The following is a 14,585-nucleotide window of genomic DNA, read 5'->3' on the forward strand; positions in this document are numbered from 1 at the left end:
TCATATATACTGCTCTCAGTTTCTTTTTTTGTGTGCCTTAAAGTGTATAAGAAATCGCATCACAAATTTTGAGGAACAGAAAGTTCTGTCAACTACATTATAGGGTACATTTTGTATTACAAATTATGAAGATTTATCGGCAAAAACGCCGGTAAATCAAGAAAAAAGGAGTTACAAAATCAATACGATTTGGCACTCCTTTTGATGTGTAATTTTTAGTTTTGTACTCGAAAACAGAACCCGTTATGCAGCACGTCTTTTTTTTAGTCTTTATTTTTAAACATGAGCTGCTCCATCGAAAGAAATTTACTGCCGCTCAAAACAAGAAAGGCTGACATTGCCAGCAGGGCCGCATCCAATTCGTATCCGCCGATAAATTCACTGCCAAGTTTAGCTGTAAAGATGGCTCCGAGCATAATAAGCCCTAAAAGAGCAGCAACAATCCTGGTGCCAAGACCAAGTATTAAGAGGATTCCTCCCGCAGCCTCTATTACGGCTATAGGATAAGCAAGAAAACCAGGAATTCCTATACTGTCGAAAAATCCTGCTGTATGTTCTATTCCTCCCTGAAATTTCGCTAACCCGTGCACGAAAAAAATAAATCCTAAAGCGATGCGGACAATCAGTCCGCCAAGTTCTGCATTCATTTTCATTTGTAAAAACACTCCTTTATTATTTTATACTACATGACGTAGTGTTAATCCTTAAAATTTTTAGGACAGCTCAATCAAAAACATCGAGAGCAGCATTAAGAAAACCAGCATAGAGACCGCGGCTTTTTTTAGCGGAAAATCGAATGGCGTCTCTGCGAATGGATCAAGAATTTTTTGGATTCTGAGATTTATTGCCGTGTCAGCAAATGGGGCATACGAGAATGATAATAGCTTCTTTTTTTGATTTGTTTTCAAGATTTTGAGCAGCGCACTTCCTAAATCTGCCGAAGACTGCAGGCTGCTGATGGCATAATGATCTGCCAGCACTTCCCGGATGGTTCTGTATTTTTGGTAAAACCAGCTGAGAATTGGAATATACCACATCACCGATGAGCACACGGATAAAATAAACAGCTTCAGAGGATCCCTATTTTTTTGATGATAAATTTCATGAAAAACAACGGCCTGTCTTTCTCCTTCATCGAGCAAATTCAAAAGTCCGGCAGAGAGAATGATTTTCGGACGAAAAAACCCCATCGTCAAAGAAAGAACAGCATCCTCGTCTATCACCTGGATGGTCTCTTTTGGCAATGAGAATTGCCGATTGTATTGAGCCGTTAAAGCTGCGTTCATCCTTTTAGCCATTTTTTTATGAATAGTATGAGAAAGATAAAGCTGTTTCACAATCTTGTAGACTGTCATGGAGACGGTCGCATAAATAATCACTTCCAGTAAATACTCAAGCGACGTAAACCCCAGGGATTGAAGAGCTGTGCTGCACAATTGAATCAGGTTAAACTCAATCGGAAGGCCAAGCAATTTGCGAAAAAGATAAATTGTCATCTGAATAAGCAGGACCATTGAGACGGACACACAAGCTAAAAATACTTGTTTTGATCTTTTTTCCCACATTCTATTTTTCCTTTTTCATTTCTTTTATTTTTTGCTCAAGCTTTGCAATCAAGTTTTCATCTGCTTCTTCTATGCTGTCTATCATATGACTCACGACAATGTGTCCAAACTCGTCAATCAGTCCGTTTGTAAGCTCTTTGGATTGTGCCTCAAGAAACTCTTCCTTCGTCAGGACTGGGCGGTATAATGATCCTCTTCCCTCAGAGCGTTTCGTCAGAACATCCTTTTCGACAAGCCGGTTCATGACAGTCATCACGGTGTTAAAGCTCATTTTTTTCTCTTTTTCAAGCCTCTGCTGAACATCTTTGATCGACAGCTCAGATGAACTCCAAAGGATATTCATAATCTTAGCTTCTAATGGTCCAAAAAATCGATTTAACCCTTTTTCATTGAATTTAAAATGCTGGATTTTCACAATAACAACACCTCACACTACACATTGTAATGTGCAAATACTCCCGAGTCAAATGATTCTTAAAGTTGTTTCAATCTCATAATAGATGGTAGATTAGTAGAAAGGGGGAAAACGTACATGATTCTTACCGGTATGATTCTTGATGTGGAAACAACAGGCCTCTCGCCCGTTCATGACGAAATGATTGAAATTGGTTTCCTGCTGTTCCGTTATGATACAGATACAGATGTCTTTTTGGAAACGCTTGAAGAGCATTCTTACTTAAGAGAGCCTCTGTCTCTTTCAGCCAGAAAAAATTATGAATTTGCCTTTCGAATCCATTCAATTCCTTTTGAAGATGTTAAGGGCAGATCATTTGATGATACAAAGGTAAAGTCAGCGATTCAGAGGGCTGATTTTATTATTGCTCATAATGCGTCTTTTGACAGAAGCTTCACCGCCAAAATGTACCCAGAGCTGCATTCAAAGAAATGGTACTGCTCTGCCCGAAATATACCGTGGAAAAAATACGGATATCAAAGTGCCAAGTTAATCAGCCTATTACATAGTCACAAGCTGGCTGCCGTCCAGACTCACCGTGCTTTAGATGATGTGAAGCAGCTGCATCTGCTGCTGAAAAGCTCGAATTACGAAGGCAAATCTTATTTGCAGGTCGCTTTAACAGAACCTTCTTCTGCACCAAAGGCAAAGTCCATTAAATGTTCGCTTTCGGGTGTAAAACAGAAAAGTGCAGATGGAACGAGTCCGCAGACCTATCTGCCTCATATTAATCAAAACGAAACACTGCTGCTCAAAAAAGAAGAGCAGACAGATCGGTTTCATGTATATACAGCGGACCGCAACTATCTCGGCTTCATCGGTGCTGCCCAAAGCAAAAAGCTGACTGGCTATTTAAAAGAATCTTTTCAGCTCAAAGCGATGGTTATCGAAAAGCTTGTGAATGAAAAAGGAGAACACGGCTGCAGGGTAGAGATTATGATTGAAAAACTGGCGAAGAAAAAAGAGCCTTCGTTTAACCGGTAAAGAACAGCGTGCAGCTGTTCTTTTTTGTTTGCAAATTGATGAATGGTTTACAGGAAGATTCATCCATGTAAATGCAGTGTTCTATTTTAGCAATGTATCATTTATTTCCAGAAGCCCTTCGATAATGAAAAAGAAGCGAGCGTGTATGAGAGCTTTACCTATTAGATCAGAGGTAAAAACTTCATTCTTACACTATCCAAAAAGCATCAATTTTTCAATACAGGTATCCATATTTCACTTTTAAACGCTGGTGAAGCTGTATCTTTATTCTCATTCCACAGGATTTCCGGACCTTCCAGTTGTTCATAATTTGAGGAAGGAAACCATTCGGAATAAATTCGTCCCCATACTTCCTGCAGCTTATCAGGAAATGGCCCGATTGCTTCGAATACAGCCCATGTTAAAGCAGGAACCTCAAGCTGTGTCAGGTTATCCGGACATTCTTTTGTTGTGGCTGCACCAATATAGTGATCAAGCTTCCCTTTGCCCTCCATTCTTCCTTCAGAAAAGTTGGTGGATGCACTGATTAGCCCCATAGGCTTCACATTGGAAAGGGCTTTTAGAATACTAATTGTTTCATTATCTAAACTTTTCCACATAGAGGCAATCTCCTGGTTAACCCCATTAAATTGAATTTGAACTCTTTTCTTTATGCCTACAATGCAAAATGCCTCTTTTTCTTCTATTCGGTAGTTCATTTCACTTCCTCCTTTTATTGATAACTGAAAGGTCATCCGTGGATAAGCTTTCAGTGATTGGCCGTTGTTTCTTGCTTCTGAAGGTGTGATTCCATGCAGATTTTGAAAAGCTCTTGCAAACGAATCCGGTGAGCTGTATCCGTATTTCACGGCAATATCTATGATCTTTTCTCTGCCGTCTTTAAGCTCAAATGCTGCAAGTGTAAGTCGTCTGCGGCGGATGTATTCTGACAGTGAAATGCCTGCCAGAAAAGAAAACATCCTTTTAAAATGATAGTCAGAGCATAATGCCAGCCTTGCGACTTCTTTATAGTCAATTACGTCCGTAAGGTTTTCTTCGATGTAATGAATCGCTTCATTCATATTCCTTATCAAATCCATGCCATGACCTCCTTTATCTATACAATATCAGGCGGCAAATGCAGCTGCCCGACATTTTATGCACACTTATGCGGGGTGTATATGTTAGAACCTTCAAACCAATTTGCTGTATGGTCCACAAGGTAAACTCCTTTGTTACCGCCAATTATTTCAAAACAAAGCAATTTACTCAATACTATCTTTCATGACAAAGCATGACAGCTGTCCTGTGAATTCACCTGCAATTTATACTTTTTCTTGTATAATTATTCTAAAATAGTCTTCTCCCTGTAAAAACACTAATACTTTAACAATATACATTTCTAATAATCCCCATTTCATAGACTTAAAGGCTTATTGTTTTAAAAAAGCAGTATTTTTATAAAAAAATTAATTTTCATATAATACTAAATAGTGATAAAATAGTGGAGATTTTATAATATTGTAAACGCTTACTTACAAGGAGGCCTTCATGTTAAATCAGAATCAGGAATTGAAAAAGGAATTAAAAGAAAGGCATATTTTGATGATTGCACTTGGCGGTGTAATTGGTACAGGACTATTCCTGAGCACTGGGTATACCATTGGCGAGGCGGGGCCCGGGGGAGCCATTCTGGCCTACTTGATTGGCGGATTTGTCATGTATTTGACCATGCTTTGCCTCGGTGAACTGACCGTTGCAAACCCTCACGCAGGGTCCTATCAAACTTACGCAACGAAGTTTATATCACCTGGAGCCGGCTATGTGGTTGGCTGGATGTCATGGCTGAATTGGTCCGTCACAATTGGACTTGAACTGCTTACAGTCAGTATTTTGATGAAGCGCTGGTTTCCGGACGTTTCTCCGTGGATTTGGTGCATCGTATTCGCCATTTTGCTTTTTTGCATCAATGCCTTGTCTACAAAAAGCTTTGCAGAAGTTGAGTTTTGGTTTGCAAGCATCAAGGTAATTACTGTGTTAGCCTTTATTCTTTTAGGCGGAGCTGCCATGTTTGGATTTCTTGAAATGGGCGGCGGGGAGCCTGCACCATTTTTAAGCAATTATACGGAGCACGGCGGATTGTTTCCGCACGGAATAGCGGCAATTTTAATTACGATGATTGGCGTGAATTTTTCTTTTCAGGGAACGGAACTCGTTGGAGTTGCAGCTGGAGAGAGTGAGAATCCTGAAAAAACAATTCCAAAAGCCATCAATAATACAGCTTGGCGCATTCTTATTTTCTTTGTTCTCTCTGTTTTTGTATTGGCCGGACTGTTTCCTTGGAAAGAAGCAGGACTTGTGGAAAGTCCGTTTGTGGTTGTATTTGATAACATTGGGATTCCATATGCGGCTGACATTATGAACTTTGTTATTATCACTGCTGTACTATCAGTAGCAAACTCTGGATTATACGCTACATCCCGTATGCTCTGGTCAATGTCCAGACAGGGAATGATTCATGAAAGATTCGGGAAGCTGAATAAAAGCGGAGTACCAATCAACGCTCTTATTGCAAGCATGGTCGTAGGCTGCTTGTGCCTATTATGCGGTTTTTTTGCCGAAGACACGGTATACTTATGGCTGCTGTCTATCGCCGGTTTTGGAGCAGTGTTTGTATGGGCATCCATCGCTCTTTCCAACTACTTAGGCAGAAAACAATTTTTGAATAACGGCGGAAAAATCAGTGATCTTAAGTTCAGAACGCCATTTTATCCAATTGTTCCTCTGGCTGCGCTATCTGCCAATGTACTGGTGATGGTGAGTCTTGCTTTTATTCCAGACCAAAGAATGGCCCTTTACTGCGGAATACCTTTTCTGATCGGATGTGCTTTATATTATCGTTTTTCAGCGAAGGACAAGATGAAGAAGAAGGGCTTCTTCCAAGATCAGGATTTAATGGAAGCGGAAAGAGAAAAAATCATATAGCAGGTAAAAAGAAAAAGGATCAATAATAGAGTACGTTCTTAGGAGTATCACAATTAGCAAAAAAAGCAAATACAAAAAGACTCGTCGATTGACGAGTCTTTTGAATTCAATGGGATTGTACTTTGTATCCATTCGTCCCTCTGTTAAAGCCCTCTGCGGGAAACAGAGGGCAATGATTGATTCCATTTTACAGCCTACATTCTGGATTTTTGTCCTCATGCAACCAGCAGGCAGACTGGGGAGGCTCCCAGCCGAACGATGGAAAGTAACGGACAACATGTTTAATCCAAAACAACAATCTATGAGAAAATAGCCTTAAGAAAAAATGGTTCCCTTGCACTTCCCCCCGCTAGATATTCAAAATGTTATCCTCAAGTACAGCTGATTTATCTCCGTACACTTTTTCAATATGCTGAAGTCCCCAGGCAGATAAGGACTCAAGAATTGCTGTAACGCTCCATCCATACTCGCTTAGTTCATATTCCACTTTTGGAGGAACTTGATTGTAGGTGATGCGGTTGATGATTCCATCTTCTTCGAGCTCCCTCAGCTGCTGTGTCAGCATTTTTTGGGTGATGCCCGGCATCAGCCTTTTCAGCTCGCCTGTGCGTTTTTTCCCCCGCATTAAGTGACAAAGAATTACACATTTCCACTTTCCGCCTATCACTTCGAGAGCTGCTTCTACCGGAATGTTATACCGCTTTGTTTCTGCCATTGCCATGTTCCTCCTTAGTTAACGGGGTATTTATTTTATTATAGCCACTTATGAAGGATTTCCTCAAAGCATAGATAGGGACTGTCCATAAAGTCATTTTTTACTGACTTATTGGACAGCCCTTTCTTTTTGGACCTTGTCCCCCGTTAAAGGTGGTGGTACTAAGGTGAATGACGCCACTATTTAAGCTTCGAACCGTTAAAAGTAGTAGGACTGCTGCGACTGACACCATTCATCTTTTTTATGCTTCATATTAGAGATTGATCGGACAGCTCCTATTTTTGATCAGCCGGATAAACGACGCCGATTTGTTTTCTCGCTTCATCCATAACTTCCATTACTTTTATTGAATTTTCATAGGTATTGATTGTTGATTCATAAAGATCATTTTGGATTAAATCGATGAATTCCTTCATTTCATAATACATCGTGTCTTCTTTTTGAGGTTTTGTAATATCTTCTGTTCTGCCGTCACGGTAGCGAATTTCTACTTTTTCAATCGTGCTGATCCGGTCAATAATGATCGTTCCATCTTCACCTTGAATTTCAGATGGAAGAGCTGAGTCTGTGATCTTGGAATACATCATCACAGCGTCTTTGTCTTTATATTGAAGAAGAATGCTTCCCTCTCCATCAACACCCGAGCTTAAAAGCAAGCCGCTCGCTTTGATGGTTTCAGGTTTTCCAAACAGAACGATCGAAGGATATAGAGCATAGATTCCGATGTCCATAAGTGATCCGTTTGAGAATGTTGGATCGAATGCATTCAGCACAGTTCCTGAGCGATAGGCATCATAACGAGATGAGTATTGGCAGTAGCTGGCAATATATCTACGTACGGTGCCAATTTTATGCAGGTTTTCCTGAATGCTTCTGAAGTTAGGCAAGAACGTTGATTTCATCGCTTCCATCAGCAGAACGCGGTTTTCTTTTGCAGCCTGTATCATTTCAGAAATTTCTTTAACATTTGAGGCAAGCGGCTTTTCACACAGCACATGCTTCTTGTGATTCATGAATAAAATGGCCTGCTCTGCGTGCAGGGAGTTGGGGCTGGCTATGTATACAGCATCAATTTCATCGCTTTTTGCCATCATTTCTAAATCTGTAAATATAGTCTCTACACCATATTTCGCAGCGAATTCTTCAGCTTTTTCGCTGGTTCTTGAATACACGGCTGTCAGCGAAAAATCCTCGATTTGCATGACAGCATTTAATAAGCGGTCTGTGATCCAGTTTGTTCCAATAATTCCAAAACGTATCAATTTTGTTCCTCCTATATACCTTGTTTGATATTACAATACCATATGTATGAAGCAAACGTCTTCACTGACGCTTGCTTATATGAGTTCAACCTCAACCGACTCTATGCCTTGTACTTCTTTTATGTCCTCATATACGTCTGAAGTATAGCGGTCATTTTTTATCAGCAGGAGCAAGTCTACCGTTCTTAATTCACGATCAGTAATGTCTTTAATCTTTACCCATTTTATTTTCATATCTTTTTTGCGCAGCACATGAAGGATATCCGATATATTCACATTAACAGGAACAGTGAGCTTTACCTTCAATTCTTTAAGTCTGAGCGTCTTAGGTCCAAGCTTCTTTACTAACGGAGCAATGATTTCGATTGACCCGATCATGAAGATAAGGGCTATGAGTGCTTCCTGATAAAATCCGGCTCCAATCGCAATTCCAAGTCCCGCAGCTCCCCAAATCATCGCAGCGGTAGTAAGCCCGCTTATGACATCATTGCTTCGGCGGAGAATCGCTCCCGCTCCCAAAAATCCGACTCCAGAAACGATTTGTGCTGCAAGTCTGAGCGGATCCATCGGACGATTATAATCATTTGAAAATGTATAAGCTGCTTCAATTGAAATCACGGTTAACAGACAGGAGCTTACCGCAATGATAATCGTGGTTTTCAAACCCAGCGGCTTTTTCTTAATTTCCCGCTCAAGTCCGATAATAATTCCAACCAGCAGGGATAAAAACAATTTGATAATGGTATGCTGATGTACAATAATATCCTCCAAGATCCCTCACCCTTTTCTTTGTCTATAGTCTGCTCTAATTTTATTTCAATCATTATACCATTCGGCAAGCGCTGTTTATATGTGTATTTTGTCGATCTATTTTCAGCCGACGTCAATCATCATTAGCTAAATCCCTCATCTGGGAAGTCAAATGAAAAAGCACCCCGACAGGGTGCTTTTTCAATGAGCCTTATTCTTCCTCAACTGCTATCGTTTTTTTTCGTCTGAATTTGCTCATCATCTCGTAAACAATCGGCACAATCAGGAGGGTTAACAGCGTAGAGCTCGTTAAACCTCCGATTACTGTGACTCCAAGGCCTTTTGAAATGATGCCGCTGCCGCCTTCAATTCCGATTGCAAGCGGGATGAGCGCTCCAATGGTAGCAATTGCTGTCATCAGGATTGGACGAAGACGTGTTGTTCCTGCTTCAAGAAGTGCGTCTCTAGTTGACAGGCCTTCACGCTCTTTGTGAATAACGCGGTCAATCAGGACAATCGCGTTTGTTACAACGATACCGATCAGCATTAATGCACCAATCATTGCGTTAATACTGATGGTTTCACCTGCAATCAATAATCCGGCCAATGCACCGATCACGGTAAACGGAAGAGAGAACAAGATCGCAAAAGGTGCAAGTCCTCCTCCGAATGTTATCACAAGAACAAGGTAAACAATGGCTATCGCTGCAAGCATAGCAAGGCCAAGCTGTGTAAAGGATTCCTGAATGTCTTCTGTTACTCCGCCTGTATCAATGTCAACACCTGACGGCAAGTCTAGATCATCCACTTTCTTTTGAACTTCCGCAGATGCTTTGGCAACATCATCGGTTGTCAGTTCTCCGGAAACTTGTACGTAAATGCGGCCGTCACGACGTGTTACGGTATCTGAAGTTTTTCCTTCTTCAACTGTTACGACATCACCGATTTTCACTTCTTTGCCAAGCGGTGAAGTGATTGTTTTTTCGGTTAAATCATTTACATTTTCATACGTTTCTTTCTCTGTTTGAAGATAGACGTTTAGTTCTTCTCCGTCTTTTTCAACTTGAGTGAGAACTGGACGCTCTCTTTGCGGGCTAAGCTCCATGCCGATTTGGCCTGCGGTTAAACCGAGCTTGCTCAGTTCTTCCTGATTCGCAACAAGGGTATATTCATCGTAGGACTCAGCAAGACTTGAGCTTACGTTTTTAAAGCTTCCATTGTCATTCATGATTTTTTCAATTTCTCCGACAGCCGGCTCAATATCTTCTATTTGATTTCCATAAACAAAGAATTGAACTTCGTTGCTGCCAGCGCTCTGAGTGAAGTCCTGTGCAGCCCATTCTCCCTCTGCAGCCTCAGCTTGAAGATCTTCAATCACTTTCTCTTTTTCCTTATCAAAATTCTCTGTATCATCTTCATACTCGATAAAGAAAACGGCACTGTTTGAATCGCCTGGGCTCATAGGGTTTTCGCTTCCTAAAGAGAACTGCACTAATGATACATCTTTACGGTCCATTAACAGTTGTTCTGCTTCTGTAACCACTTCTTCAACTTGATCTTTTGTTTCACCTGGTGCAGGCTTGTAAGTTGCATAGACTAGCTTCTGTTCTTCTGACGGCAAAAAGCTGACGCCGATAACCGGAACAAGGAATAAGCTGCCGACAAGCATCAGGACTGCAAGACCTGATGTAATCCATTTATGGTTCAGTGACCAATTTAAGATGTTTCTGTATGCACCAGTCATTTTGCCTGGTTTGTGTTCTTCATGCTTTTTAGCTGTTTCGCCGTATAGGCCTTTTTTGAACAGGCTATGTGCGAGCATTGGCACAATTGTAACGGCAACAACTAATGAAGCAAGCAAGGCAAAAACGATTGTTAATGCGAATGGAAGGAATAATTCTCCGATAACGCCATTAACAAGAGCCAGCGGCAGGAAGACAGCTATTGTTACAATTGTTGAAGACATAATCGGAACAAACATTTCCTTTGTAGCTTCCCGTACTAAGCTCATTCCTTTTAACTTCTCGCCCTGCAGCGACATTCTCCGGTAAATATTTTCGATGACAACGATTGAATCATCAACCACACGGCCAATGGCAACCGTCATGGCCCCGAGTGTCATAATATTAAGCGTAATGTCCATTTGCTTTAATAAAAGAACAGCTATTAATAAAGATAATGGAATGGAAACCACTGAAATCAAGGTTGATTTGATATCTCTTAAGAATAAGAGAATAATGATAATCGCGAAAACAGCGCCAAATAATGCTTTGCTCAGCATTGTGCTGACGGATTCTTCAATTGGTTCAGCCTGATCGAGCGTAGAGAGGATCTTAAGGTTCTCATACTCTTTTTCAAAACCATCAAGCTCTTCTTTAACAGCATTTGCTACATCAACTGTATTTGCATCTGCTGATTTAACGATTTGAAGGCCTATTGCTTCTTCACCGTTAGTTCTGGAAATCGATTCTGCTTCACCTACAGTTTTAATATCAGCAAGCTCTGACAGCTTTACAGTCGGAAGCTCTATGTCCTGCGCAGCAGGCGGTGTCTGTCCGGCTGCTGGCGCTTTAGTCTCGGCTGATCCTGCTGGAGTCTGCTCTGATCCCGGAGCCGTCTGTCCCGGCATACCGCTTTGGCCTTGTACAGAAGCACCTCCGGCCGGCATAATTGGAATCTCCATATTTTTTATATCTTCCATTGTCAGGATGTTTCCATCGACAATAACAGATTGTTCTTTTTCCCCGAATGTATATAATCCAAGAGGAATTTGAACATCGGAGCCTTTAATCATATTTTGAACGGTTTCTTCATCTAAGCCGTATTCCTCAAGCTTCTCTTCTTTAAAAGAAAACTGGACTTCTTCAACTTGCTGGCCTGAAACCTGAACAGAAGAAACACCTTCCAGTCCTTTTATTGCCGGTACAATTTCATCTTCGGCAAGCGCAGTCAAATCACTTAGTGATTGTTCATCATCTGATATACTTAAAGCCAGAATTGGAAAGGCATTGATGCTGAGTCTTGAAATATCTGAATCATTTACTCCATCTGGCAATGAGAGATCTGAAACAGTGCTTTTCACTTCTTCCACTGCTTTATCCATATCTTTTTCAAATTCATATTCGATCTGAATGGATGAGGCATTTTGGAAGGATGTCGAGCTGACAACGTTCACTCCATTTAAATTTTGGACTGCCTGTTCAATCGGCTCTGTCACTTTTTCTGCTACTTCTTCCGGTGTAGCACCAGGATAGACAGTTGTGACTGTTACGATTGGTGTTGTGATGTTCGGAATGGTCTCAAGCTTCATATTCAACCCTGAGTAAAGTCCTGCAACGGTCACAATAATAGTAAGAAGCCAAACTGCATATTTGTTTTTCAAAACAAAATTAATGATTTGATTCATGTTGTCCTCCGGCAATTTATATTTATTGACTGACTGGTCATAATAATTAATAATATAAATGACCAGTCGTTTACAGTCAATTATAAATAACCATTTTAAGCATGAATTATTTGTAAATGTGAACATTCAGTCAGAAACATTCAATTAAGAACGTTATGCACCAGTCACAACCCATGCATGTTTATATTCTATCTTTACTGTTAAATAAGGAGATTACACGATGAAGGAAAAAGAAAAGCGTATTATCGAAGCGGCTATGAGCCTTTTTGCTAAAAAAGGGGTTACTTCGACATCCATACAGGATATTGCGAACGAATGCGAAATTTCTAAAGGGTCATTTTACCTTTATTTTAAATCGAAGGAAGCTCTCCTGCTTGAAACATTTAAATACCATTTTGAACTGATCCATTCAAAAATGGAGGCTGTGAAAGAGAAAGATTTGGAACCGCGGGCACTTTTAATCGCACAGCTTTCCTGCCAGCTGAGTGAGATTAATAAACATAAAGATTTCATCATTATGCAAATGAGAGAAAACGCCATACCCAATAATCCTTCAATGGCAGCTTTCATTCAAAAAATGAATGCAGATTCCAACCTTTTTGTTAAAAATGCGCTTCTATCTATTTACGGAGAGTCCATTGAAGAATATATCTGGGATGTAAGCACGATCCTTCAGGGAATGATTCATTCATATTTAAAATTCATTATCTTTGAAAAAGCGGAATTGGATTTTGATGAACTTGCTGCTTTTCTTTTAAACAGGGTGGATGATCTTGCTGCAGGACTGAAAAACTCGCAAGAAAAACCAATCCTTTCAGGTGAAGGCGAGAAAAACATCTTCTCTTTATGTTCAGCAATAAGCCATGATGAACTATTAGCGAAAATTGAACACATCAAACATCAGCTATCAGGAGATCTTCAAGTCACACTTGAGGTGATTGAGGCAGAAATGAAGGAAGATTCACCGCGTATCCCAGTCATACAGGGGATGCTTGCGAACTTAAATCAGGATTCTGCTTTAGCAGAGCTGCAGCAGAGCATAGCTGCTTATTATCAAATTAAACTATTATAGAAAAAACGTACTTTCTTATTTATCAAGAAAAAACGAGAGATCTCTTTTACCAGAAATCTCTCGTTTTTTATGATGGAAATGGAATCAGCTTTTTCTTGTACAGGGCTGCTATAAAATTCATCATGGCAGCAGGAATTTTTTTAGGGAAGTAGGTCTTTCGGTAATATTTATGAAAAGCCGTTTTCAAATCGTCCCACTGTGTGCAATTTTTTGTTTGGCGGAACCGGGCAACATCAATCATTTTGATCTCGCCCCGATCATTAATGAATATATTGCGAAGGTGAATATCAGACGGATTCAGTCCTCTTTCTTTAGCGTACATAAGGGCTCTATCAATTTCCGCAATATGCTGATCTGTGATGGATATTCCCATGCTGACACAATCAAAGAGAGTGCTGCCTTCAATATAGTCAATGACCAAGAAGTTCCCCCCCGCCTCATAAAGATTGGGATAATACTCAATCCCCTGAAGGGTTCTGTATATTTCTGCTTCTTCCTTTGCAATATGAGTAAAAGAAGGAAAGTACACTTTTAACGCTTTATTCTCATTCGGAAGCTTAAAAACAAATGCGCTCCGGCCTGCTCCGATGAAGGCTAAAGAAGAGTCATAGCCATGCAGTTTGGCGCGGGTCCCTTTCCCTCCAATTTTGACGCTATCTGCAAATTGCTTATATCCTTTCATCCTGAGAACCTCCTTTCCTCTTTACATCGCTGATTAAGATCCAAGCTGTTCAATTTGATCTAAGATCCCTTTCATATCTGATACAGTTTTGACAATTTCAGAATCCTCAAGAAGCTGAATGTTCCAATCTCCGTTTTCAATTTGCTCCAAAGCAGAATCAATTCCGCTTTCAAGGGATTCGCTGTAGCTGACCAGCTGATTATGGGCATCCAGAGCAATCTCCGGTGCTTCCGCTTCTTTAAATGTATTTATTTCTTCTTTCATATCATTTAAACTCTGCGCAAGCTCAGCTCTGGCTTCCTCATTATTTACAGCCTCTTCAGCAAGTGCCGGCAGCTCTTCAGCAAATGCACTTGCCTCATTGATATAGTCCTTTGTATCATTTGCATACTCAAGAGAAGAGTTCACACCTTCAAGTAAAGAACACCCGCTTAGAAACACTAATGACAAAACAGCCAATACTTTAAACATTTTCATCATCATACAGCTCCTTTAGGTTTATTTTTATAAAAAATAAAAGACGTCAGATCCAATTACTTGGTCATAACGTCTTTTTACGAAAGAGACTTCACCAAATAATCGGCAAAGGTCTCGCTAACAGCATCGCTGCCGGCAAAGCCGGGGAACATTCCCGTAATGACGACTTTGCTGTTAAAGCTACTCCCCTTTAAGGAAGAAATATTTAAGTTACTTTTATTATACAATCTGGCAAGCATCGAGGTCAATTTTAG

General features: G+C 40.4%; 13 protein-coding genes. 3 read left to right on the forward strand and 10 right to left on the reverse strand.

The window, feature by feature from the left end; translation table 11 throughout:
* Positions 1-263: 263 nt before the first annotated feature.
* From E2R53_RS13865 to E2R53_RS13875, 3 genes are read right to left on the reverse strand one after another with little or no spacing between them, the layout of a single operon-like run.
* Positions 264-653 carry a DoxX family protein gene (locus E2R53_RS13865; RefSeq protein ID WP_165970989.1) on the reverse strand — a complete coding sequence of 130 codons (390 nt, stop codon included), beginning with the start codon at positions 651-653 and terminating at the stop codon, positions 264-266.
* Positions 654-713: 60 nt separating this feature from the next.
* Positions 714-1,565 carry a M56 family metallopeptidase gene (locus E2R53_RS13870; protein ID WP_133312366.1) on the reverse strand — a complete coding sequence of 284 codons (852 nt, stop codon included), beginning with the start codon at positions 1,563-1,565 and terminating at the stop codon, positions 714-716.
* 1 nt (position 1,566) lies between these two features.
* Positions 1,567-1,980, reverse strand: a complete 414-nt coding sequence (locus E2R53_RS13875) for a BlaI/MecI/CopY family transcriptional regulator (protein WP_133312367.1) — start codon at positions 1,978-1,980, stop codon at positions 1,567-1,569.
* Between the two features lie 117 nt (positions 1,981-2,097).
* Here E2R53_RS13875 and E2R53_RS13880 point away from each other — a divergent pair, with 117 nt between their 5' ends.
* Positions 2,098-3,003 carry an exonuclease domain-containing protein gene (locus E2R53_RS13880; protein WP_133312368.1) on the forward strand — a complete coding sequence of 302 codons (906 nt, stop codon included), beginning with the start codon at positions 2,098-2,100 and terminating at the stop codon, positions 3,001-3,003.
* A gap of 206 nt (positions 3,004-3,209) precedes the next feature.
* Here E2R53_RS13880 and E2R53_RS13885 read toward each other — a convergent pair whose 3' ends face one another.
* Positions 3,210-4,082: an AraC family transcriptional regulator gene (locus tag E2R53_RS13885; RefSeq protein ID WP_133312369.1), complete on the reverse strand. Its 873-nt coding sequence runs from the start codon at positions 4,080-4,082 to the stop codon at positions 3,210-3,212.
* 451 nt (positions 4,083-4,533) lie between these two features.
* On the opposite strand from E2R53_RS13885, the gene E2R53_RS13890 reads away from it, so the two are divergent.
* Positions 4,534-5,967 (forward strand): amino acid permease, encoded by a 1,434-nt coding sequence (locus E2R53_RS13890; protein ID WP_133312370.1) that lies wholly within the window; start codon positions 4,534-4,536, stop codon positions 5,965-5,967.
* 349 nt (positions 5,968-6,316) lie between these two features.
* Here the strand turns inward: E2R53_RS13890 and E2R53_RS13895 are convergent, their stop codons facing one another.
* From E2R53_RS13895 to E2R53_RS13910, 4 genes are all read right to left on the reverse strand, one after another.
* The gene (locus E2R53_RS13895; protein WP_133312371.1) at positions 6,317-6,682 is read right to left on the reverse strand and encodes a winged helix-turn-helix transcriptional regulator; all 366 of its coding nucleotides are present in this window, start codon (positions 6,680-6,682) and stop codon (positions 6,317-6,319) included.
* A gap of 275 nt (positions 6,683-6,957) precedes the next feature.
* On the reverse strand, positions 6,958-7,944 hold the full coding sequence (locus E2R53_RS13900) for a Gfo/Idh/MocA family protein (RefSeq protein ID WP_133312372.1): 987 nt from the start codon (positions 7,942-7,944) through the stop codon (positions 6,958-6,960).
* 75 nt (positions 7,945-8,019) lie between these two features.
* The gene (locus E2R53_RS13905) at positions 8,020-8,706 is read right to left on the reverse strand and encodes an MgtC/SapB family protein (RefSeq protein ID WP_133313060.1); all 687 of its coding nucleotides are present in this window, start codon (positions 8,704-8,706) and stop codon (positions 8,020-8,022) included.
* A 199-nt stretch (positions 8,707-8,905) separates the two neighbouring features.
* Entirely contained in the window at positions 8,906-12,100 is a 3,195-nt protein-coding gene (locus tag E2R53_RS13910) for an efflux RND transporter permease subunit (protein ID WP_133312373.1), read from the reverse strand.
* Between the two features lie 220 nt (positions 12,101-12,320).
* Here E2R53_RS13910 and E2R53_RS13915 point away from each other — a divergent pair, with 220 nt between their 5' ends.
* On the forward strand, positions 12,321-13,172 hold the full coding sequence (locus E2R53_RS13915; protein ID WP_133312374.1) for a TetR/AcrR family transcriptional regulator: 852 nt from the start codon (positions 12,321-12,323) through the stop codon (positions 13,170-13,172).
* A gap of 67 nt (positions 13,173-13,239) precedes the next feature.
* Here the strand turns inward: E2R53_RS13915 and E2R53_RS13920 are convergent, their stop codons facing one another.
* Entirely contained in the window at positions 13,240-13,854 is a 615-nt protein-coding gene (locus E2R53_RS13920) for a protein kinase family protein (protein WP_133312375.1), read from the reverse strand.
* A 33-nt stretch (positions 13,855-13,887) separates the two neighbouring features.
* Entirely contained in the window at positions 13,888-14,334 is a 447-nt protein-coding gene (locus E2R53_RS13925; protein ID WP_206197393.1) for a DUF6376 family protein, read from the reverse strand.
* Positions 14,335-14,585 lie beyond the last annotated feature (251 nt).

Origin of the sequence: Peribacillus frigoritolerans, assembly GCF_004358755.1 — a bacterium.
Lineage (GTDB): Bacteria > Bacillota > Bacilli > Bacillales > Bacillaceae > Bacillus_P.

What these genes read in the sequence shown, in the direction of transcription:
- E2R53_RS13865 (WP_165970989.1), bottom strand. Translation starts at nt 653, where the DNA reads ATGAAAATGAATGCAGAACTTGGCGGACTGATTGTCCGCATCGCTTTA.
- E2R53_RS13870 (WP_133312366.1), bottom strand. Translation starts at nt 1,565, where the DNA reads ATGTGGGAAAAAAGATCAAAACAAGTATTTTTAGCTTGTGTGTCCGTC.
- E2R53_RS13880 (WP_133312368.1), top strand. Translation starts at nt 2,098, where the DNA reads ATGATTCTTACCGGTATGATTCTTGATGTGGAAACAACAGGCCTCTCG.
- E2R53_RS13885 (WP_133312369.1), bottom strand. Translation starts at nt 4,082, where the DNA reads ATGGATTTGATAAGGAATATGAATGAAGCGATTCATTACATCGAAGAA.
- E2R53_RS13890 (WP_133312370.1), top strand. Translation starts at nt 4,534, where the DNA reads ATGTTAAATCAGAATCAGGAATTGAAAAAGGAATTAAAAGAAAGGCAT.
- E2R53_RS13895 (WP_133312371.1), bottom strand. Translation starts at nt 6,682, where the DNA reads ATGGCAGAAACAAAGCGGTATAACATTCCGGTAGAAGCAGCTCTCGAA.
- E2R53_RS13910 (WP_133312373.1), bottom strand. Translation starts at nt 12,100, where the DNA reads ATGAATCAAATCATTAATTTTGTTTTGAAAAACAAATATGCAGTTTGG.
- E2R53_RS13915 (WP_133312374.1), top strand. Translation starts at nt 12,321, where the DNA reads ATGAAGGAAAAAGAAAAGCGTATTATCGAAGCGGCTATGAGCCTTTTT.
- E2R53_RS13920 (WP_133312375.1), bottom strand. Translation starts at nt 13,854, where the DNA reads ATGAAAGGATATAAGCAATTTGCAGATAGCGTCAAAATTGGAGGGAAA.
- E2R53_RS13925 (WP_206197393.1), bottom strand. Translation starts at nt 14,334, where the DNA reads ATGATGAAAATGTTTAAAGTATTGGCTGTTTTGTCATTAGTGTTTCTA.